This is a genomic window from Microbacterium sp. 1.5R (assembly GCF_007667425.1).
Taxonomy (GTDB): Bacteria; Actinomycetota; Actinomycetes; order Actinomycetales; family Microbacteriaceae; genus Microbacterium.
Window position 1 is genome coordinate 1,180,165 of record NZ_VDRC01000001.1, and the last position, 20,648, is coordinate 1,200,812.

Below are 20,648 nucleotides of genomic sequence, written 5' to 3' on the forward strand. Positions count from 1 at the left end.
GGGGCGTTTCGTCTCGCTTCGCTCGCTCAACGGCCAGTGGTGTCGATGGTGAAGTTGAAGACCCCGGAGTCGAAGTGGTTGTACGACTCGTAGTCGATCAGGTCGTAGAGATCGGCGCGATGCTGCATCTCGCCGAGCTTCGAGGTCAGGTGCCCCTCGCCGTTCAGCGTATCGAGAGCACGACCCGCCGCGCCCATCGCGATGCGCAACAGCGACACCGGCCAGATGACCATGCTCACGCCCGCCGCCTGCAGCTGCGTCGTCGAGAACAGGTCGCTCTTGCCGAACTCGGTCATGTTGGCGAGGATCGGCACGTCGAGCGCGGTCGCCATCGCCTCGAACTCGGACAGGTCGCGCATCGCCTCGGGGAAGATCGCGTCGGCCCCGGCATCCACCAGCGCCTTGGCGCGATCGATCGCGGCATCCAGTCCGTCGATCGCGCGGATGTCGGTGCGCGCCATGATGAGGAAGTTCGCGTCTCGGCGCGCGTCGGCGGCGGCGCGGATGCGCTTGATCGCGGTGCTCTCGTCGACGACGCTCTTCCCGTCGAGGTGTCCGCAGCGCTTGGGGTTGATCTGATCTTCGATGTGCGTGCCGGCGAGCCCCGCATCCTCGAGCTCCTGGATCGTGCGCGCCACGTTCATGGGCTCGCCGAAGCCCGTGTCGGCGTCGACGATCGCGGGGATGTCTGTCATGCGCGCAATCTGCTTCGCCCGTCCGGCGACCTCGGTGAGCGTCGTCAGGCCGATGTCGGGCAGACCGAGATCGGCTGACAGGACAGCGCCGGAGATGTAGACCCCGTCGAAGCCCTTCTGCTCGATCAGCTTGGCGCTCAGGGGATTGAACGCCCCGGGGAAGCGCAGCAGCTCGCCGCTCGCGAGCCGTTCGCGGAACAGCCGCCGCTTCTCGGCCGGCGTCGTCGTCGAGTACAGCATCAGTTCTCCTTCTGTTTCGAATCGCGTGAATTGCAGCAAGCCCGGTCGAAAAGTTGCACGTCAAGCGATTCGAAACGGGAGGGGCGTCATCAGAACAGCCCCTTCGGCGCGTCCGCGGCGTCGAGCAGGCCCGGCTTCCCGATGATCGACAGCTCCCCGACCTCGGCGGCCGTGAGCTCGGGCAGACGCTGCACGAGCTCCAGGAACCGCTCGATCTCGGCGGGTTCGAGCACGGGCTCGGCGAGCAGACGGAACTTCGCGATGTAGTTCTCGCGTGCGAACGGGCGGGCGCCGAGCGGGTGCGCGTCGGCGACGGCGATCTCGGAGGTCACGGTCGTGCCGTCGGCGAGACGGAACTCCAGCCGACCACCGAAAGCCTTCACGTCGGGGTCTTCCGAGTGGTAGCGGCGCGTCCATTCGGCATCCTCTGCCGTGGTGATCTTGTGCCACAGCGCGACGGTGTCGGAGCGACCCGCACGCTCGGGGGTGTACGAGTCGACGTGGTGCCACCCGCCGTCCTGCAGCGCGACCGCGAAGATGTACGGGATCGAATGGTCGAGCGTCTCGCGCGATGCCGTCGGGTCGTACTTCTGCGGGTCGTTGGCGCCCGAGCCGATCACGTTGTGCGTGTGGTGGCTCGTGTGCAGCACGATGGCGTCGATGTTCGCAGGGTCGCGGAGCGCCGGGTTCGCGGTGCCGAGTCGGCGGGCGAGATCGATCCACGCCTGCGCCTGGTACTCGGCCGAGTGCTCCTTCGTGTACGAATCGAGGATCGCGCGCTTCGCTTCGCCGGATGCCGGGAGCGGCACCTCGTACGCGGCATCCTTGCCGTCGAGCATCCAGGCGATCACGCCGTCCTCCCCCTCGTAGATCGGGGCAGGGCTGGTCTGTCCGCGCATCGCCCGGTCGACGGCCTCGACCGCCATCTTGCCGGCGAACGCGGGGGCGTGCGCCTTCCAGGTCGAGATCTCGCCCTTGCGGCTCTGCCGGGTCGCGGTAGTCGTGTGCAGCGCCTGCCCGACGGCCTGGTAGATCGTCTCGACGTCGAGTCCCAGCAGGGTGCCGATGCCGGCGGCCGCCGACGGGCCGAGGTGCGCGACGTGGTCGATCTTGTGCTTGTGCAGACAGATCGCCCGCACGAGGTCCATCTGGATCTCGTACCCGGTCGCAATGCCGCGCACGAGCGCCCTGCCGTCCTTCCCGGTGTGCTGTGCGACCGCCAGGATCGGCGGGATGTTGTCGCCCGGGTGCGAGTACTCCGCCGCGAGGAACGTGTCGTGGTAATCGAGCTCACGCACGGCCACGCCGTTCGCCCATGCCGCCCACTCGGGGCTCGTGCGGTGGTCGAGCGGCGCACCGAACAGGTTGGCGCCTGCGCCACCGGTCGAGACGGGGTGGCTGATCGCCTGTGCGCGGGCCGCGTCGATCGGGGCGCGGGTGAGGGATGCCGCAGCCACCGATGCGTTGTCGATGATGCGGTTGATGATCATGTCGACGACCGACTGCTCGACCTCGACGGGATCGGCGGCCACCTCGGCGATCTTCCAGGCGAGCTGGTCCTCGCGCGCGAGGTTCTCGTCGCTGCGGTGGACGCGGACGTGGTGCGTGACGGTCATGTCGATCCCTACTGGTCGGAGGTCGTGGTCGTTGAGCGAGCGGAATCCCCGCCGGTCGTTGAGCGAGCGGAGCGAGCGCCGTGCTGAGCGAGCGGAGCGAGACGAAGTGACGAAACGCGCTCCCCCGCAGCATCCAGAGACTCGAGGATCCCCGCCAGCGCGTTGTGCAGATGCACGTGCGTCGCGTGCGCGGCCAGGTCGCCGTCGCGGGCGGCGAGCGCCTCCGCGATCGTGCGGTGTTCGGCGGCGGAGGCGGCGAGCCGGGCGGGCTTGTCCTTCGCCATGCGCCGCACCCGCACGAGGTGGGTCCGCACGGTGCGCAGTGCTGAAGCGATGTAGTCGTTGGCGACGGCGCCGTCGAGGGCCGCATCGAAGCGGGCTATCAGGGCGTAGTAGTCGTCGCGTCCGGCATCCGCCGCGAGGTCGACGTGCGCGAACTCCCCCGCGAGACCGGCGAACAGGTCGGCATCGCCGCGCTGGGCAGCCAGGCGCGCGCATGTCTCTTCGAGCGCCCGGCGGATCTCGAACAGCGCGCGGATGTCGGACGCATCGAGGTCGGCCACGACCGTGACCCGCGGCGACTGCTGCACGACGAGCCCGTCGGCGGCGAGGCGGCGGAGCGCGTCACGAAGCGGTGTGCGGCTCACGCCGAGCCGGCCGGCCTGCTCGACCTCGCCGAGCACGGAACCGGCGGCGAGGTGGCCGGACTGAATCTCGTCGAGCAGCGTCGCGTAGGCGCGTTCACTGGCGCTGAGACGCTCGGTCGCTACGGCGGACATGCTCTCAGTGTATACACAGAGCGGTGTCAGCACCTCAGGATGCGGCGTGGTCGACACTCACGTATACACACGTACTCGCGCCGCGCCCACTCCCCCGCTTCTCGCCCACCCTCCGTTCACCTGGCACCTCATGCCGCAATTCGCGAAGAATTCCCACGGCAGGTGCCAACCGAGCGCGGGGACGCCCGGGTGGCCCCCGCTTCACCTGGCACCTCGTGCGGCTATTCGTCGCGAATTCCGGCAGCAGGTGCCAACCAAACGGCGGGCGCAGCCGCGTCCGCGGTCGCCGGTACCGGCTCGCCCAGCTTGACGACCACGACGCCCATCAGCACGAGCACTCCGCCGGCCGCCTGGAGCAAGTCGGGGAGCTGTCCGAGCAGCAGCCAGCCGAACAGCAGCGCGGCCATGACCTCCGACAGGGCGACGAACGACGCGAGCCGCGAACCCAGCATCCTCGTCGATGCGATGCCGAGCAGGTACGCGAGCGCTGTCGCGACGAGGCCGATCGCGAGCACGGGGACGAACCACGGCACGGTGCCGAAGCGGTAGGCGATGTCGTCGGTGGTGAAGGCGAGCGGAAGGATGCCGACGGCGCCGGCGACCGTCAGTCCTACCGCTCCGAGAAGCAGCCCGCCCCCGGCGAGCGCGATCGGCGGCAGCCCGGTGTCCGCTTTCGCGGAGAGCAGGAAGTAGGTCGCGGCGCCGACCATCGCGGCGAGCGCCCAGAGGATGCCGGGCACATTGACCTCGGCGCCGGTCACGATGTCGAGCATGAGGACGAGTCCGACGAAGGCGATCACGGCACCGATCACGCTGCGCCGGCTCGGCCTCTCGCCTCGTCGCAGCCACAGCCAGAGGATGACGGCGATCGGCGCTGTGTACTCGATGAGCAGGGCGATGCCGACATCCATCACGGCGACCGCCTGGAAGTAGCAGAGCTGGGTCGCGGCGACGGCGAGGAGTCCGTAGGCGGCGACCATCCCGGCGTTCTTGCGCAGCGCGCGCCAGCGGCCCCGCAGCGACAGGATCGTGGGGATCAGCAGCACGAGCGCGGCGACCCAGACCCGCACGGTGACGGCGGCTCCGGGCGACCAGCCGGCGTCGATGAGTCCACGCGCCCAGGCTCCGGACATGCCGAAGGAGAACGCGGCGGCGACCGCCAGCGGCAGGCCGAGGCGTACGCCGGCCCCGCGGACGTCATCGGTGACAGTGCTCATGAGAGATGACGCTAGCTCCGAGGGAGTAAGGTGTCAACATGATCTTCACCGATGACACCGAGGAAGCGCTGCGCGCGGCGGTCTGGCTCGTCAACTCGGCGGAAGACCCCGAGACCCTCGGGACCCTCGACGACGAGCACCGTTTCCTCGCTGAGTTCCCGTACTCCGGTCGGCTCGACCGCGACGATGCCGAACTGACCGCGTTGCGCGGCATCCGTCCTCGACTCCGCGGCATGCTGCTCGCGCCGCGCAACGACATGGCCGACCACGTGAATGCCGCCTTCGCCGAGGCGCGCCTCACCCCGCGGCTCGTGCGCCACGACGACACCGACTGGCACCTGCACGCCGTCGCCGACGATCGGCCCCTCGCCGAGCGCGTGCTGATCGAGACCGCGATGGCGCTGATCGACGTCATCCGCGCCGACGAGGGTTCGCGCATCTCGGTCTGCGACGACGACACGTGCGACGCCCTCGCGCTCGACCTCTCCCGCAACCGCTCGAAGCGCTTCTGCTCGCCGACCTGCACGAACCGCAACGCCGTCGCCGCGTATCGGGCACGCCGATCGGGCACCTGAGCCCGCCCGAGCTCGCTCCCCGCCCGATCGCCGCGCCCCGCCCGAACTCGCACCCCGCCCGAGAACAGGACCATCTCCCGAGATCAGGATGATTGCTGCCGCACCCTCCTGATCTCGGGCGAACCTCCTGATCTCGGCAGCAGGGTCAGGGGCCGCCACCTGGTCTCGGCGGCGGGACCCTGCGACCCCACCCCACCCGAGAACAGGAACATCTCCCGAAATCAGGATGATCGCTGCTGCACCCTCCTGATCTCGGGCGAACCTCCTGATCTCGGCAGCAGGGCCAGGCACACAGCCTCCTGATCTCGGCAGCAGGGCCAGGCACACAGACTCCTGATCTCGGCAGCAGGGTCAGGCACACAGACTCCTGATCTCGGCGGCAGGGTTAGGAACACAGCCTCCTGCCCCGGAATGCCGGCGCGGCCTCGCTCGGGTAACGTCGACCCGGCCATGCCTTTCCCCGCGCCCTACGACTCCTGGTTCCCGGATGCCGATTTCGACGGCACCTACGGCTTCGACGAGCACGCGCTGCGGCAGGTGACCCCGGTCGCTCCGCCGCCCGGCTTCGCCGACAGGTGGCGCGGCTGGCGCGCAGCGGCGGAGACGGTGGATGCCGCGCCGCGCACCCTCTCGACCACGAACGTCGACGGGCGCACCGTCGCCGTCGTCGAGCATTCGGGCGTCAACGGCATCCGCCTGCGCTCCTGGGTGGTGGATCCGGCGTCCGGCCACGCAGCCCGCGTCGGGGTCGTGCACTCGCACGGCTATGGCGGCCGCGACGCGATCGACCTCGCACGCGTTCCCGACGACGCGGCGGCGATCTTCCCGGTGGCGAGGGGCCTGCCGACGATGAACGGCGGCATCGGCGCACCGGAACCCGTCGAGCAGCACGTGCTCGCGGGACTCGACGACCCCGAGCGCTACGTGCTCGGTCTTTGTGCGCGAGACCTCTGGCTCGCCGCCGATGCGCTCGTGGCCGTCGCCGGCGACCTGCCGCTGTACTACGTCGGTGAGAGCTTCGGCGGCGGCATCGGCGCCCTCGGCATCCCGTGGGACGACCGCTACGTCGGCGCGACGCTCATCGTGCCGAGCTTCGGGCAGTACGACGAACGCCTCGCGGTGCCGTGCCTCGGCAGCGGCGAGGTCGTGCGCGCGCTCGTCGCGGATCATCCCGAGGCACGCGAACAGCTGCGCCTGTTCGATGCGTCGAGCGCTCTCGGCTTCGCCCGGATGCCGGTGCGCGTCGAGGTCGCCCTGTGGGACCAGTATGTGCCGCCGCCCGGCCAGTTCGGCGTCGCGAACGCCGCGCGAGATCTCGAGCTCCCCGTGCTCTCCGCGGGGCATGCGGAGTACCCGGGGTCGGATGCCGTGACCGCCGCCGCTGTCCGCGACGGACGGGCTCATCTCGCCAGGTCGCTGCGCGCGGCATCCTGAGCGCCCGACTCGCGCTCGCCACGGCACCCGGTCCTGGTGTCCGCCTTCACCGTCCCCGCCGTCGCCCCGGGCCCTGCCTCCCACACCTCCGGTCGCACTTCATGCCGCCGGATCGCCGCACGGACGGCACCAATTGCGACCGGAATCCCGAGCACCGCCGAGCAGACGGCGCGGACTGCGACCGGAACCACGACGCGAACGCCGAGCCGAACGCTCGCGCGCACACCCGAACGCCGACCCAGCGCCCACGCCAACGCCCGACGCCCACGCCTGCGCTCGCGCTTCCGCGCATATGAGCGATAGACACTACTTGTCATTACAGGTACACTCATCCTGTCATTACAGGCTGCGATGCGCTGCAGCATCCGCAACGAGGAGCACCGATGCCCGAGTTCCACACCCCTCCGATCTCGCCGATGGCGATCGCCTTCGATGCTGAGAAGCTCACGCTCTCTCCGGAGGGACCGACGCTCACACGTCGGATGTCCGACCTCGAAGGGCTCTTCCGCGACGCGGAGGCCTGGAAGAGCGCCGCCGCGGGCGAGAACCCCGTCGTCTACACCGTCACCAGCTCTCCCGTTCCCGAGGTCGACCGCGAGCTGCCGCAGTCGATCACGACGATCATGCCGGGTGACACCTCCGGAGAGCTCTGGATGACGAAGGGGCACCAGCATCCGAACCACCAGGGCGAGATCTACCTCGCCCTGACCGGCCGCGGCGGACTGCTCATGTTCGACGGCGAGCGCACCGAGTGGCTCGACATGCTCCCCGGCACGATCGGCTACATCCCGCCGGGGTGGGCGCACCGTTCCGTGAACACCGGCGACGAGCCCTACGCCTTCCTCGCCGTCTACCCCGGCGGCGCCGGACACGATTACGGATGGGTGCTCGAGAACGGCATGGGCTCGCGCGCCTACCGCGCGGCCGACGGCGTCGACCTGCGCCCGTACAGCCCCGAAGCCGCCCCCACGCCCGCGCCCGCAGACACCGACACCCCCGCGCCCACCCCGGCGTCGGCCGAATAGGCTCCGGGCATGATCATCGCTCACGACCTGGGCACGACGGGCGACAAGGCGTCGCTGCATCACGACGACGGCCGCCTCGTCACCGCCGTCACCGTCGCCTATCCCGCGCACTTCGCGGCGGGCGGCATCGCCGAGCAGGATCCGGCGGACTGGTGGGGCGCGGTCGTCGACGCCACGCGCCAGTTGCTCGCGAAGGCCGATGTCTCCCCCGACACCGTCGTCGGCCTCGTGGTGAGCGGGCAGATGATGGGCACCGTGCTGCTCGACGCCCACGGCGCCCCCGTGCGTCCGGCCATCATCTGGGCCGACACCCGTTCGGGCGCGCAGACCCGCAGCCTCGAAGAGCGCCTCGGCGCCGAACACGCCTATCGCGTGCTCGGCCACCGTCTGAACCCGACGTACTCGCTCGAGAAGATCATGTGGGTGCGCGACAACGAGCCCGAGGTCTTCGCGCGCGCACGACACTTCTGCGTCGCGAAGGACTACATCGTCTATCGCCTCACGGGCCGCCTCGCGACCGAGCGCTCCGACGCCTCCGGCACGAACGCCTACGATCAGGCCGCCGGCACGTGGTCCGCCGACGTGCTGGCCGCCGCAGGCCTCGATCCGGCTCTCTTCCCCGAGATCCTCGAGTCGACCACGGTCGCGGGCACGCTCACGGCGGATGCCGCAGACGCCCTCGGACTCCCCCGCGCGGTCCGCGTCGTGATGGGCGGCGGAGACGGCCCGCTCGCCGCGGTCGGCTCCGGCGTCGTCGCCCCCGAGGACGGGGCGTATGTGTGCCTCGGCACCTCGTCGTGGATCTCGTTCGCGAGCCTCGCCCCGCTGCACGATCCGCAGATGCGCACCATGACCTTCGACAACGTCGTGCCGGGGTCGTTCGTGCCGACCGCCACGATGCAGGCCGGAGGGGCCTCGGTGCAGTGGATCGCCGAGGCGCTCTCCCCCGATCCCGCGCGCCCCGAGACCGCCCGCCTCACCGCCGACGCCGGAGGCGACCTCGACACCGAGGATCTCTACTTCCTCCCCTACCTGCTCGGCGAGCGGTCGCCGCTGTGGGACCCGGCAGCGCGCGGCGCGTTCGTCGGAATCGGCCGCCACCACACGAGGGCGCACCTCACGCGCGCCGTGCTCGAGGGCGTCGCCTTCAACCTCCTCACCTGCATCCACGCGTTCCGCGAATCCGGCGCGGCGATCGAGCGCATCGACGCGGTCGGCGGCGGCGCGCAGAGCGATGTGTGGCTCGGCATCCTCGCCGACGTCTGGGGGGTGCCCGTCCGGCGCCGCACGATCGTCGAGGAGGCCAACAGCCTCGGCGCCGCCGTGACCGGCGCGGTCGGCCTCGGTCTCGCCGACTTCTCGGCCGCTCGCGCCCTGAGCGAGGTGACGGCGGAGTTCACTCCGGATGCCGGGCGGCACGCCGTCTACGCGCAGCGGCACCCCCGGTTCACCGCCGCCTCGGATGCTCTCGCGCCCTGGTTCGCCGCCGCCCCGCAGGCTGCGAGCGACTGATGGGCGTGATCCTCGCCACGAGCAGGTCGTTCTCGGATGGCGACCTCGACCTCGTCGCCCGCGCGCGGGATGCCGGGCACGAGATCGTCCGCGGACCCGCCCATCACGGGCTCACGGAGCTCGGCCCGCTGCTGGCGGCCGCCGACGGCTGGATCGCCGGCACCGGACCCGTCACCGACGACCACCTCGCCGCAGCACCGAACCTCAAGGTCATCGCCCGGTACGGCGTGGGCACCGAGGCGGTCGACGTCGCAGCGGCCGAGCGCCGCGGGATCCCGGTGACCAACACCCCCGGCGCGAACGCCGATGCCGTCGCCGACCACGCCGTCGGGCTCATGCTCGCGGCGCTGCGGTGCATCTCGGACGGAGATCGACGGGTACGCGCCGGCGACTGGAGCGTTCGCCGCGGTCGCGAGCTCGGCGCGGCGACGGTCGGGATCGTCGGCTTCGGTCGGATCGGCCAGGGAGTCGCCCGTCGACTGAGCGGCTTCGGCTGCGCGGTGCTCGCCGCGGACCCGTTCCTCGCGCCGGAGCGGGTCGTCGCGCTCGGCACGGTGCCCATCTCGCTCGACGACCTCTTCCGCACGGCCGATGTGGTCACGCTGCACGCCCCGGGCGGCCAGACGCTCGTCGATGCGGCGCGGCTCGACGGCATCCGCCCGGGCACCGTGCTCGTGAACACCGCGCGGCCCGACCTCATCGATGAGGATGCCGTCGCCACGGCGCTCCGCGACGGGCGCCTCGGCGCCTACGCCGCCGACACCCTCGCCGGCGACACCGCCGCGAGCGGCAGCCCGCTGCTCGAGGCCGACCTCGCCGAACGCGTCACCGTCACCCCTCATCTCGGCGCGCAGACCACACAGGCCGTCGACAACATGGGCTCGATGTCGCTCGACGACGTCCTCGCCGTCCTCGCGGGCTCGACGCCCGCCCACCTCGTCTCCTCCCGACCCTGAAGGGCCCATCATGACCATCACCGAGAACGCCACGGCGACCGGCGGCTACATGGGCTTCGTCGGGGTGAGCACCGGTTCGTCGTCGATCATGCAGGTGTTCCCGCGGTGGGCCGAGGTGCTGGGCCTGCCGACCACCGAGCTCGTCGGTCACGACCTGCCGATGGACGCCGGACCGGCGCAGTACCGGGCGATGGTCGAGCAGATCCGCGACGACCCCCACCACCGCGGCGCTCTCGTGACGACCCACAAGATGAACGTCTTCGCCGCGGCATCCGATCTCTTCGACGAGCTCGACCCGTTCGCGGTGTCGTGCGCCGAGATCTCGAGCATCTCGAAGCGCGGCGACCGGCTGATCGGGCGCGCGAAGGACCCGATCACGGTCGACCTGGCACTGAACGACTTCCTGCCGTCCGACCACTTCGCCCGCACCGGGGCCGAGGTCGTCATCCTCGGCGCCGGCGGGTCGGGCACCGCCCTCAGCTGGGCGCTCGCCGAACGGGCCGACGCCCCCTCGAAGGTGACCGTGACGGCCCGCGATGACGAGAAGCTCGCGCACCTGCGCGACGTGCACCGCCAGCACGGCACCCGCGACGGTTTCATCGAGTACGTGCGCACCGACGCCGTCGAGCAGGCCGCGGCCCTCGTGGCCGCAGCCCCGGCCGGGTCGCTCGTCGTGAACGCGACGGGACTCGGCAAGGACCGCCCCGGCTCTCCGCTGCCCGACGACGCGGTGTTCCCCGAGGACGCCTGGGTGTGGGAGTTCAACTACCGCGGATCGCTGGAGTTCCTGCACCAGGCCCGCGCCCAGGACGCCGCGCGGGGGCTGCACGTGGTCGACGGCTGGCGCTACTTCATCCACGGCTGGTCGCAGGTGGTCGCTGACGTGTTCGAGATCGACCTCACGCCAGAGATCGTCGAGCGCCTCGCCGAGGCGGCGGAGTCGGCCAGGCGATGATCCGCACGGTCCTCGGCGACGTGGATCCGGCGGAGCTCGGACCGACGAACTATCACGAGCACCTGTTCCAGGTCTCGCCGCTGCTGCCGGGCGACGAGCTCGACGACGAGGAGCGCTCCGGTGCCGAGGCGGCGCTGCTGCGCGACAGCGGGTTCGCGGCGATGGTCGACGCGACGCCGTTCGGACTCGGTCGCGACCCCGAGGCGCTCGCCCGCATCAGCGCGTCGACCGGGCTGCGCATCGTCGCGACGACCGGACGCCACCGCGAGGCGCACTACGTCGCCGACCACCCGACGAGAGCGATGGATGCCGAGACGCTCGCCGCGCGGTTCGCCCGCGAGATCGACGAGGGGATGCCGCGGGCCGACGCCGACCCCGACGGAGACCGCGCGAGCGGCCCGGACGGCTCGCGCGTGCGCGCCGGTCTACTGAAGGGCGGGATCGACTACTGGCGCATCAGCGCGTTCGAACGCACGACGCTGCGCGCCCTCGCCGCCGCGCAGCGTGCGACGGACGCGGCGATCATGGTGCATCTGGAGTTCTGCACCGCGGCGCACGAGGTTCTCGATCTGCTTGCGGGAGAGGGGGTCTCGGCCCACCGGGTCGTGCTCGCGCACGCCGACCGCGACCCCGACCCCGGGTTGCACGCCTCGCTCGCCGAGCGCGGCGCCTACCTCGGGTACGACGGATTCGCGCGACCCCGCACGCGGTCTGATGCCGAGCTGCTCGCCCTCACCGAGGCCGTCATCGCGGCCGGCGCCGTGGACCGCGTGGTGCTCGGCGGCGACGTCGCCCGCTCGACCCGATACGTGTCGTACGGCGGCATGCCGGGCCTCGCCTATCTCGGGGAGCGGTACGTCCCACGACTGCGCGCGGCGGTCGGCGCCGACGCCGTCGATCGGATGCTGCGCGCCAACCCCGCCCGCCTGCTGACCCTCTCGTCCCCCGCCGGTCGTTGAGCGAGCGAAGCGAGACGAAACGCGCCACGCCCGACAGAACACCGCCCCCGCATCAGAATCGAAGGAGCCCTCATGACCGAACCGACCATCCTGCACGCGACCTTCACCGCGCGCCCAGGCGAGGGCGATCGCGTCGCCGAGCTGCTCTCCGACTTCGCCGAGGGCGTGCGCGCCGAGGAGGGCAACGTCGTCTTCGACGCCACCCGCCTCGTTGACGACCCCGACCGCTTCTTCGTGTACGAGGTGTACCGCGACGAGGCCGCATTCCAGGCCCACCTCTCCTCGCCGGCCGGCGGCCCGTTCAACGAGGCGCTGCAGCAGCTCATCGTCGAACCGTCGTCGCAGCTCACGTTCCTGCGCCGCATCTGACGGCAACCCCTCCCCTCTCGACAGCGCCGCACGCAGAAGGGCCCCTCACCCGAAGGTGAGGGGCCCTTCCTCGTTCAGAGGATCACTCGTACAGGACCGAGGCGATCTTCTCGTCTTCGAGGTTCGACTTGTCGTACCAGTACGAACCCGTGTCGTAGAACTCGTCGACCGACTCGCCGTTGGCGGCGTCGTACGCCGCCTGCACGACCTGCTCGCCGATGCCGATCGGGTCCTGCGTGATCGCGCCGGCCATGGTGCCGTCCTTGATGGCGTTGATCTGCGCCGCGCCGGAGTCGAAGCCGACGATCGTGATCTTGCCCTTCTCGAGGCCGAGCTCGTTCACGGCGTTCACGACGCCGATGGCCGAGCCCTCGTTGGTGCCGTAGATGCCCTTGAGGTCGGGGTGAGCCGCGATCAGCGTCTTCGCGATGTCGGCCGACTTCAGGTGGTCGCCGTCGCCGTACTGGATGTCGACGATGTCGATGTCGGGGTAGTCCGACTCGATCTTCTCGACGAAGCCGTCGCGACGCTCGACACCAGTCGAGTTGATCTGCGAGTGGCCGACGATCGCGACCTCGCCCGATCCGCCGATCAGGTCAGCCATGTGCTCGGCGGCGAGTGCGCCGGCGACCTTGCTGTCGGTGGCCGAGAGGCTGAGACCCACGTCGCCGTCGCACGGGGCGTCGAAGTACACGACGGGGATGTCCTTCGCCTTGGCCTGCTCGAGCGGGGCGACGCACGCCTCGGGGTCGAGGGCGGCGTACGCGATGGCGTTCGGGTTCTTGTCGATCGCGGCGGTCAGCATCTCGAGCTGCTGCGCGATCTCGGTCTCGGCCGCGGGGCCTTCGAACGTGATGCGCACACCGAGCTCCTCGGCCTTCTGCTCGGCGCCCTTCTTGACCGCCTGCCAGAACTGGTGCTGGAAGCCCTTCGAGACCATAGCGATGTACATCTCGCCGTCGCCGCTGCCTCCGCCGCTGCCGCTGCCGCCTTCTTCGATGACGTCACCGCCACCGCCGGCACAGCCGGCGAACACGAGGGCGGATGCGGCCACGAGTGCCGCGAATGCGGTCTTCTTGCCGAATTTCATGAAAACTCCATTGTTCTGTGTGGTGGGTGATTCTCGGTGAGGGTGGTGCTGTGAGGGTGGGTCAGGTGTGCTGCCGGTTGCGCAGCGAGTCGAGGAACACGGCGAGCAGCACGACGATGCCGACCACGATGTTCTGCCACTCGGTCTGGATCGAGAGGATGCGCAGGCCGTTGACGAGCACGCTCATGATGAGCGCGCCGATCACGGTGCCGAGGATCGAGCCTCGGCCACCGAGCAGCGAGGTGCCGCCGATGATCACGGCCGCGATGGCCTGCAGCTCGTACCCGGTGCCGATCTGCGGCTGCGCCGAGTCGAGGCGAGCGGCGATCACGATGCCGGCGACACCGGTGAAGGCGCCGGCGAACATGTAGATGAAGATCGTCCAGCGGCGGGTGTTGACGCCCGAGAGGCGCGTGGCCTCCTCGTTCGAGCCGATCGCGAAGGTGTACCGGCCGAGCAGCGTCTTCGACAGCACGAGCCAGGCGACGACGGCCAGCACGGCGGTGATGAGCACGGCGTTCGGGATGCCGGGGATGATGACGCCGAGTGCGATCTTCTTGAAGTCGGGAGCCGAGCTCGAGAAGTAGATCGGCGCGACGTTGGAGATCACGAGGGCGAGGCCGCCGGCGATCATCATCATCGCGAGGGTGGCGATGAACGGCGGGAGCCGCAGGAACGTGATGTTGATGCCGTTCACGAGGCCCATCAGCACACCGGTGAGCACGCCGCCGATGACGCCGATCCACACGGGCAGCCCGAGGTTCGTGACGATCACACCGGTCATCACGGCGCACAGCGCCATGCCGGTTCCGATCGACAGGTCGATGCCCCCGGTGATGATCACGAAGGTGGTGCCGAGGGCGAGGATGCCGATGACGGCCGTCGAGAGCAGCACGGTCGCGATGTTGCTGAACGTGAAGAAGTTGGGGCTGGCGATCGAGAAGAAGATCACGAGCACGATCAGTGTGCCGAACGCGAGCGACTGCTGGACCTGGCGCTTGAGGAACCCGACGACGTCGCGCTTGTCGGTGTTCTCATCGAGGGCCGTCTGGATGATCGTCGTCGTGGACGATCCGTTCTGCGGAGCGCTCATCAGTCTTCCTCTCCGTGGGCTGCGAGTTGCATGATCTTCTCCTGGCTGGCGTCCTCGTTGCGGAGGGTGCCGGTGATGCGACCGTTCGCGAAGACCGCGATGCGGTTCGCGACACGGAGGATCTCCGGCAGCTCGGACGAGATGACGATGATGGACTTGCCCTGGTCAGCGAGCTGCTGCATCAGGCGGTAGATCTCTTCCTTCGCGCCGACGTCGATCCCTCGGGTCGGCTCGTCGAAGATGAGGATGTCGCAGTCGCGCATCAACCACCGGGCGATGACGACCTTCTGCTGGTTGCCTCCGGAGAGCAGCTTCACGACCTGGTTCACCGACGGCGTCTTGACGCGCAGCTGCTGCACGTACTCCTTGGTGCGGTTCTTCGCCTTGCCGTCGCCCATCCAGCCGATGGCGCTGGCGTACGAACCGAGCGAGGCCAGCACCGTGTTGAACGTCACGTCCTGTTCGAGCATGAGGCCGAGCAGCTTGCGGTCCTCCGAGAGGTAGCCGACGCCGTGCCGCACGGCATCCGACGGCTGGGAGATCCGCGCGGTGCGCCCGGCGATCGTGATGGTTCCGCCGTCGCGGTGGTCGGCTCCGATGACCGCCCGAGCGGTCTCGGTGCGTCCGGCTCCCATGAGCCCGGCGAAGCCGAGGATCTCGCCGCGGTGCAGTTGGAACGAGACGTCCTTGAGCAGGCTCTTGGTCGAGAGTCCCTGCACGTCGAGCACGATCGGGTCACTGCTGTGCTCCCGCGCCTGGGGACGCGTCCCCTCGTCGATCGCACGGCCGACCATCATCTCGATGATCCGCGGGATGCTCACCTCGGATTTCTCCAGTGATCCGATGTATGCGCCGTCGCGGAGCACCGTCACGCGATCGGCGAGACGGCGTAGCTCGTCCATGCGGTGCGAGATGTACACGATGCCGGTGCCGGACGCCTTGAGCTGCTCGATGAGCACGAACAGGGTCTCGACCTCGGAGTCGGTGAGCGCCGAGGTGGGCTCGTCCATGATGAGCACCTTGGCGTTGAACGACAGCGCCTTCGCGATCTCGACCATCTGCTGCTCCGCCACGGTGAGTTCGCCGACCTTCTGCCGAGGGTCGAGGCGGATGTCGAGGCGATTCAGCAGCTCGGCAGTCTGCGAGTTGAGTCGGCGCTCCGACAGGAACGGGCCGATCTTCGGCTCCCTGCCGACGAAGATGTTCTGCGCGACCGTGAGGTCGGGCATCAGGTTGAGCTCCTGGTGGATGATCGTGACGCCGAGCTGCTGCGCCTGGAGCGGGCTGGTCAGCTCGACCTCTCGCCCCTCGAACGAGATCGTGCCCTCGTCCTTGGTGTAGATCCCGGAGAGGATCTTCATGAGCGTCGACTTGCCCGCGCCGTTCTCGCCGACGAGGACCAGCACCTCGCCCGCGCGCACCTCGAGGTGTACATCCTTGAGCGCCTGCACGCCGGGGAATCCCTTGCTGATCCCCTCGACTCTGAGGATGGGCTCACCCATGTACTCACCTGCTTCCTTGAAGGTCGTATATCCGATGTGTTCCGGTCGGGTCCGGAAACATCGGATCAATTCTGCGTCCTGAGGTGTCTCCACCGCAAGATGTACCTAAATGTATCTACTCCGCACCCGAAACGGAACAGCCTGTAATAACAAGTCGGAAACGGCGACCGGCTCAGTGCAGCCGGATCGAGTCGACAGCCACGAGCTTGTCGCGGATGAACGCGTTGGCGTGCGCCCCGAGCTCGTCGTTGTCGGTCCAGAGGTTCCGCCAGATCCCCAGCATCCGGCTGAGGTCGGGAGCGACGACCGCCGACGAGAACGACTCGAACACGATCGGCCCGTCGAAGTCGATGCGTCCGAGCGCCTTGAAGAAGGTGTCGAAGTCGACGGTGCCCGTGCCGAGATATCCGCGGTGGCTCTCGCCGATGTGCACGTACCGCAGCGCCGGAGCGGCATCCAGCACCGGGGCGAACATGTCGGACTCCTCGATGTTCATGTGGTACGTGTCGAGGTGGATGCCGAGGTTCGGCCGATCGACCTCCGCGAGGTAGGCCAGCGCCTGCCGCGCGGTGTTCAGCACGTTCGTCTCGTAGCGGTTGACGACTTCGAGCGACACCGCGATGCCGCGCTCGGCCGCGTGGTCGGCGACCCGAGCGATCGTTCTCCTGCTGCTCTCGAGCCCCTCGGCCGTGACGGGCTCCATGTACTTCTTCATGGCGCTGTAGATGACGCCGCAGAAGTTCTCGCCGCCGAGCTCGGTGACGACATCCACCGCGCGGAGCAGCAGATCTTCGCCGGCCTGCACGACCGCGGGGTCCGAGCTGGTGATGTCGGTCGCCTCGGAGAGACCCAGCGACGCGCTGACCGCGAGCTCGTGCTCGGCGAGGGCGCTCTTCGCGGCGTCGACATCGAAGGCGTAGGGGTCCATGAGGGGGAACTCGATGAGGTCGAAACCCGCCGCCTTCGTCTTCTCGACCGATAGGCGGATGCCCTCGGCGTCGAAGCGTCCGGTCCAGACCAGCCCGTGGCATCCGATGTTCATGCGACCCCTCGAGGCGGGTGTGCGGCACCGTCGCCTCGATCGATTTGGCACGTGCCAATTCGATCCGGAGGCCAACGCTACGTTCGGCGGCGGAGCGTGTCAAGAACTTTCTTGGCACGTGCCAACTTCGCCACTAGGCTGAGGCGCGCCGCCCTCGGATGCCGGGCGTCGGCCCGTTCGAGGAGGAGCACATGCCAGCCAGCGTCAAAGACGTCGCCGCACTCGCCGGCGTGTCCTCGTCGACGGTCTCCAACTACCTGAACCACCCGCACGTCCTCGGCGCGCGCAGCTCCGAGCGGGTCCGCGCCGCGATCGAGCAGCTCGGCTACGTGCCGAACGAGTCGGCCCGTCAGCTGCGGGCGGGGGCGAGCCGCACGCTGGCGCTGATCCTGCTCGATGCATGGATCCCGTACTTCCAGGAACTCTCACGCGGCGTCGAGGACGTCGCGCGAGAAGGCGGCTGGTCGCTGTTCTTCAGCAACAGCAACCGTGACGGCGAGCTCGAGCGACGCAACATCGAGATGTTCGAGGCGCACCGCGTGCAGGGCATCGTGATCTACCCGCTCGGCGACGTGGTGCCCCGCCTCGAACAGCTCGCGGAGCGCGGCATCCGGTCCGTCGTCATCGGACCCATCCGGGAGTCGCCCACCGTGGGTTCGGTGCTGTTCGACGACCGGGGCGGCGGCCGCCTCGCCGGCGAACACCTGCTGAGCATCGGGCGCCGTGGACTGGTCTTCGTGGGGGCGCCGACCGTCAGCCAGTCGAACGACCGCCTGCAGGGTCTGCGGGATGCCGTCGACGGGACCGACGCCTCGGTCGATGTGATCGACGTCGTGCACCTCGCCACCGAAGACGGGCTCGACGTCGGGGCGCGCATCGCCGCCCTGCCCGAGGCCGAGCGCCCCGATGCCGTGTTCGCCGCCAACGACATGGTCGCGATCGGGGTCATGACGGAGTTGCTGCGCCACGGCATCCGGGTTCCCGACGACATCGCCCTCGTGGGATTCGACGACGTGGCCCAGGCCCACCAGACCGTGGTGCCGCTCACGAGCGTGCGGCAGCCGGCGTATGAGATCGGCCGCGCCGCCGGTGCGGCGCTGCTGCGTCAGCTGGCGGAGCCCGCAGCCGAACTGCCCGAGCCGACGCCGTTCGCGGCCGAGCTCGTGGTGCGCGCCTCGACCGTCGGGAGCTGAGCGTGCCCTGATCCTCCCCGCCCAGGTCGGGCTCAGGGGATCAATCCCTCCGACGCGAGCTCCTCCCACAGCGCCGCGGGGATGTCGACCGCGGCGAACTGCGCGTTCTGCCGCAGCTGTTCCGGGCGGCTGCCGCCGACGACGACCGACGTGACGACGTCCGACTGCAGCGGGAACTGCACCGCGGCAGCGGGCAGCGGCACGTGGTGGTCGGCGCAGATCCGGGCTATGCGGACCACCCGCTCCCACAGCTCGTCCGGCAGTTGGCCGTACTCGTATCGCCCGTCGCGCCGCGGCTCGCTCGACGCGAGCAGTCCGGAGTTGAAGACCGATGCGGCGACGATGCCCGTCCCGCGCTCCCGGCACGCCGGCAGCACCTCTTCGGCGGCCGGCTGCTCGAGCAGCGTGTAGCGGCCGGCGACCATGACGAGGTCGAGATCGGCGGCCCGGACGGCTGCGGCGAGCGCATCCGACTGCATCGATCCGATGCCGATCGCGGTCACCTCTCCGTCGGCGCGCAGCCGCTCGAGCGCGGGCAGTGCCTCCGCGATCGCGAGGTCGAGGTCGTGCCGCTCCGGGTCGTGCAGGTACACGAGGTCGATGCGCTCGATGCCGAGCCGCTCTCGGGACTCGTCGAGGCTGGTGCGGATGCCGTCGGCCGAGAAGTCCCACACGCGCTGCAGATCGTCCGGAACGTGGAAGTCGTTCGCCGTGTCGAGTCCGCCCTCGTGGTCGGGGTTTGGCCGCAGCAGGCGTCCGACCTTGGTCGACAGCACGTACTCGTCGCGCGGCTTGGTCTGCAGGAAGGCCCCGAGGCGCCGCTCAGAGAGGCCGAGCCCGTAGTGCGGGGCGGTGTCGTAATAGCGGACCCCGCTGTCCCAGGCCGCGTTGAGCACGGCCAGAGCCTCGTCATCGTTGAGCTCGCGGAACAGGTTGCCGACGTTGGCGGCGCCGTATCCGAGCGCGGGGATCGTCAGCCGGTCAGACCGCGACATGCTCGCCCGTCCACGTGTAGGCCTCGATGCTGCCTGCCTTCATCTCCATGCCCGCCCCCGCGGCGGTCGGCGCCATGTACGAGCCGCCCTGGATGTCGGTGGGCACGACGAAGTGCTCGTGCAGGTGGTCGACGAACTCGATCATGCGGCCTTCGCGGGTGCCGGTGACGGCGACGAAGTCGAACATCGACAGGTGCTGCACGGCTTCGCACAGCCCCACGCCTCCGGCATGCGGGCACACGGGCACGCCGAACTTCGCGGCGAGCAGCAGGTTGGCGATGTTCTCGTTGACGCCGGCGACGCGCACGGCGTCGATCTGCATGACGGAGATCGCGTCGGCCTGGAGCAGCTGCTTGAAGATCACGCGGTTCTGGGCGTGCTCGCCCGTGGCGACGCGGATCGGCGCGACCCCGCGGGCGATCTCGGCGTGGCCGAGCACGTCGTCGGGGCTCGTGGGCTCCTCGATCCACGCGGGGTGGAACTCGGCGAGCGCGTTCACCCACTCGATCGCCTCCGACACCTCCCAGCGCTGGTTCGCGTCGATCGCGATGGGGAAGTCGGGGCCGCACACCTCGCGGGCTTTGCGGAAGCGGCGGATGTCGTCGTCGAGGTCGGCGCCGACCTTGAGCTTGATCTGGGTGAAGCCGTCGGCCATCGCTTCGCGCGCGAGGCGTTCGAGCTTCTCGTCCGAGTAGCCGAGCCAACCGGGACTGGTGGTGTATCCGGGGTAGCCGGTGGCGAGCAGCTCCTGCTCGCGCTCGGCGCGGCCGGGTTCGGCGGCGCGCAGGATCTCGAGCGCCTCGGCCGGCGTGAGCGCGTTGGTCAGGTACCGGAAGTCGACGAGGTCGACGAGCTCCTCCGGGGTCATCCGTGCCAGCAGCTGCCACAGCGGCAGCCCCGCCCGCTTGGCCTTGATGTCCCACAGCGCGTTGATGACCGCGCCGATGGCCATGTGCATGACGCCCTTCTCGGGACCGAGCCAGCGCAGCTGCGAGTCGCCGATGATGTCGCGGAACGTTCCGCCCATGTCGTCGAGCAGCGGTTCGATCTCGCGGCCGACGAGGTGTCCGGCGAGGGCGTCGATCGCGGCGACCTGCACGTCGTTGCCCCGGCCGATCGTGAAGACGAAGGCGTGCCCGTCGATGCCGTCCGCGGCGTCGGTTCGGACGATCACGTACGCCGCCGAGTAGTCGGGGTCGGGGTTCATGGCATCCGACCCGTCCAGGCTGAGCGAGGTGGGGAAGCGGATGTCGGTGGTGTCGAGGGCGACGATGCGGCTCACGGGTTCCTCTCGGGCACGGCAGGGGACGTCCGTGCAGATCCCTTGGAGTGTAAACATCCGATGTCTATACTGTCAACGAGGCGGGCCGCCACGACGCGGCCCGGACCGACGACGATCCG

At 69.6% G+C, this 20,648-nt stretch carries 19 protein-coding genes; 9 read left to right on the forward strand and 10 right to left on the reverse strand.

Annotation, left to right across the window (positions count from 1 at the left end; genetic code table 11):
- Positions 1 to 26: 26 nt before the first annotated feature.
- The 4 genes from prpB to FSY98_RS05805 all read right to left on the reverse strand — a co-directional run bounded on the left by prpB (position 27) and on the right by FSY98_RS05805 (position 4,547).
- Positions 27 to 935, reverse strand: a complete 909-nt coding sequence (prpB, locus tag FSY98_RS05790; protein WP_144874788.1) for a methylisocitrate lyase — start codon at positions 933 to 935, stop codon at positions 27 to 29.
- An 89-nt stretch (positions 936 to 1,024) separates the two neighbouring features.
- Positions 1,025 to 2,551, reverse strand: coding sequence for an MmgE/PrpD family protein (locus FSY98_RS05795; RefSeq protein WP_144874790.1), 1,527 nt, complete (start codon positions 2,549 to 2,551; stop codon positions 1,025 to 1,027).
- 8 nt (positions 2,552 to 2,559) lie between these two features.
- The gene (locus FSY98_RS05800; RefSeq protein WP_144874792.1) at positions 2,560 to 3,330 is read right to left on the reverse strand and encodes a GntR family transcriptional regulator; all 771 of its coding nucleotides are present in this window, start codon (positions 3,328 to 3,330) and stop codon (positions 2,560 to 2,562) included.
- 221 nt (positions 3,331 to 3,551) lie between these two features.
- Positions 3,552 to 4,547 (reverse strand): DMT family transporter, encoded by a 996-nt coding sequence (locus FSY98_RS05805; RefSeq protein WP_144874794.1) that lies wholly within the window; start codon positions 4,545 to 4,547, stop codon positions 3,552 to 3,554.
- Positions 4,548 to 4,585: 38 nt separating this feature from the next.
- On the opposite strand from FSY98_RS05805, the gene FSY98_RS05810 reads away from it, so the two are divergent.
- The 8 genes from FSY98_RS05810 (at position 4,586) to FSY98_RS05845 (ending at position 12,332) form a co-directional block, all read left to right on the forward strand.
- Positions 4,586 to 5,122, forward strand: coding sequence for a CGNR zinc finger domain-containing protein (locus FSY98_RS05810; RefSeq protein WP_144874796.1), 537 nt, complete (start codon positions 4,586 to 4,588; stop codon positions 5,120 to 5,122).
- Between the two features lie 450 nt (positions 5,123 to 5,572).
- Entirely contained in the window at positions 5,573 to 6,556 is a 984-nt protein-coding gene (locus FSY98_RS05815) for an acetylxylan esterase (RefSeq protein WP_144874798.1), read from the forward strand.
- A 383-nt stretch (positions 6,557 to 6,939) separates the two neighbouring features.
- Positions 6,940 to 7,581 carry a glucose-6-phosphate isomerase family protein gene (locus FSY98_RS05820; RefSeq protein ID WP_144874800.1) on the forward strand — a complete coding sequence of 214 codons (642 nt, stop codon included), beginning with the start codon at positions 6,940 to 6,942 and terminating at the stop codon, positions 7,579 to 7,581.
- 9 nt (positions 7,582 to 7,590) lie between these two features.
- On the forward strand, positions 7,591 to 9,093 hold the full coding sequence (xylB, locus tag FSY98_RS05825; RefSeq protein WP_144874802.1) for a xylulokinase: 1,503 nt from the start codon (positions 7,591 to 7,593) through the stop codon (positions 9,091 to 9,093).
- Complete coding sequence (locus FSY98_RS05830) at positions 9,093 to 10,049, forward strand: phosphoglycerate dehydrogenase (protein WP_144874804.1); 957 nt, start codon at positions 9,093 to 9,095, stop codon at positions 10,047 to 10,049. Before xylB ends, FSY98_RS05830 begins: the two co-directional genes overlap by 1 nt.
- A 10-nt stretch (positions 10,050 to 10,059) precedes the next feature.
- Complete coding sequence (locus tag FSY98_RS05835; protein WP_144874806.1) at positions 10,060 to 11,004, forward strand: shikimate dehydrogenase; 945 nt, start codon at positions 10,060 to 10,062, stop codon at positions 11,002 to 11,004.
- Entirely contained in the window at positions 11,001 to 11,963 is a 963-nt protein-coding gene (locus tag FSY98_RS05840; protein WP_144874808.1) for a phosphotriesterase, read from the forward strand. The genes FSY98_RS05835 and FSY98_RS05840 overlap by 4 nt, the downstream gene beginning before the upstream one ends.
- Positions 11,964 to 12,035: 72 nt before the next feature.
- A complete protein-coding gene (locus tag FSY98_RS05845) occupies positions 12,036 to 12,332 on the forward strand; it encodes a putative quinol monooxygenase (protein ID WP_144874810.1) in 297 nt (98 codons plus the stop codon).
- Between the two features lie 82 nt (positions 12,333 to 12,414).
- Here FSY98_RS05845 and FSY98_RS05850 read toward each other — a convergent pair whose 3' ends face one another.
- The 4 genes from FSY98_RS05850 to FSY98_RS05865 form a co-directional block, all read right to left on the reverse strand.
- Positions 12,415 to 13,422 carry an ABC transporter substrate-binding protein gene (locus FSY98_RS05850; RefSeq protein ID WP_144874812.1) on the reverse strand — a complete coding sequence of 336 codons (1,008 nt, stop codon included), beginning with the start codon at positions 13,420 to 13,422 and terminating at the stop codon, positions 12,415 to 12,417.
- A gap of 61 nt (positions 13,423 to 13,483) precedes the next feature.
- Positions 13,484 to 14,515: an ABC transporter permease gene (locus FSY98_RS05855; RefSeq protein ID WP_186307555.1), complete on the reverse strand. Its 1,032-nt coding sequence runs from the start codon at positions 14,513 to 14,515 to the stop codon at positions 13,484 to 13,486.
- Entirely contained in the window at positions 14,515 to 16,017 is a 1,503-nt protein-coding gene (locus FSY98_RS05860; protein ID WP_144874814.1) for a sugar ABC transporter ATP-binding protein, read from the reverse strand. The genes FSY98_RS05855 and FSY98_RS05860 overlap by 1 nt, the downstream gene beginning before the upstream one ends.
- Before the next feature lie 172 nt (positions 16,018 to 16,189).
- Complete coding sequence (locus FSY98_RS05865; protein ID WP_144874816.1) at positions 16,190 to 17,059, reverse strand: sugar phosphate isomerase/epimerase; 870 nt, start codon at positions 17,057 to 17,059, stop codon at positions 16,190 to 16,192.
- A gap of 191 nt (positions 17,060 to 17,250) precedes the next feature.
- Here FSY98_RS05865 and FSY98_RS05870 point away from each other — a divergent pair, with 191 nt between their 5' ends.
- Positions 17,251 to 18,252: a LacI family DNA-binding transcriptional regulator gene (locus tag FSY98_RS05870; RefSeq protein WP_144874818.1), complete on the forward strand. Its 1,002-nt coding sequence runs from the start codon at positions 17,251 to 17,253 to the stop codon at positions 18,250 to 18,252.
- A 32-nt stretch (positions 18,253 to 18,284) separates the two neighbouring features.
- Here FSY98_RS05870 and FSY98_RS05875 read toward each other — a convergent pair whose 3' ends face one another.
- Positions 18,285 to 19,247, reverse strand: a complete 963-nt coding sequence (locus tag FSY98_RS05875) for an aldo/keto reductase (protein ID WP_144874820.1) — start codon at positions 19,245 to 19,247, stop codon at positions 18,285 to 18,287.
- Positions 19,234 to 20,529: an L-fuconate dehydratase gene (locus FSY98_RS05880; RefSeq protein ID WP_144874822.1), complete on the reverse strand. Its 1,296-nt coding sequence runs from the start codon at positions 20,527 to 20,529 to the stop codon at positions 19,234 to 19,236. The genes FSY98_RS05875 and FSY98_RS05880 overlap by 14 nt, the downstream gene beginning before the upstream one ends.
- Between the last annotated feature and the right edge of the window lie 119 nt (positions 20,530 to 20,648).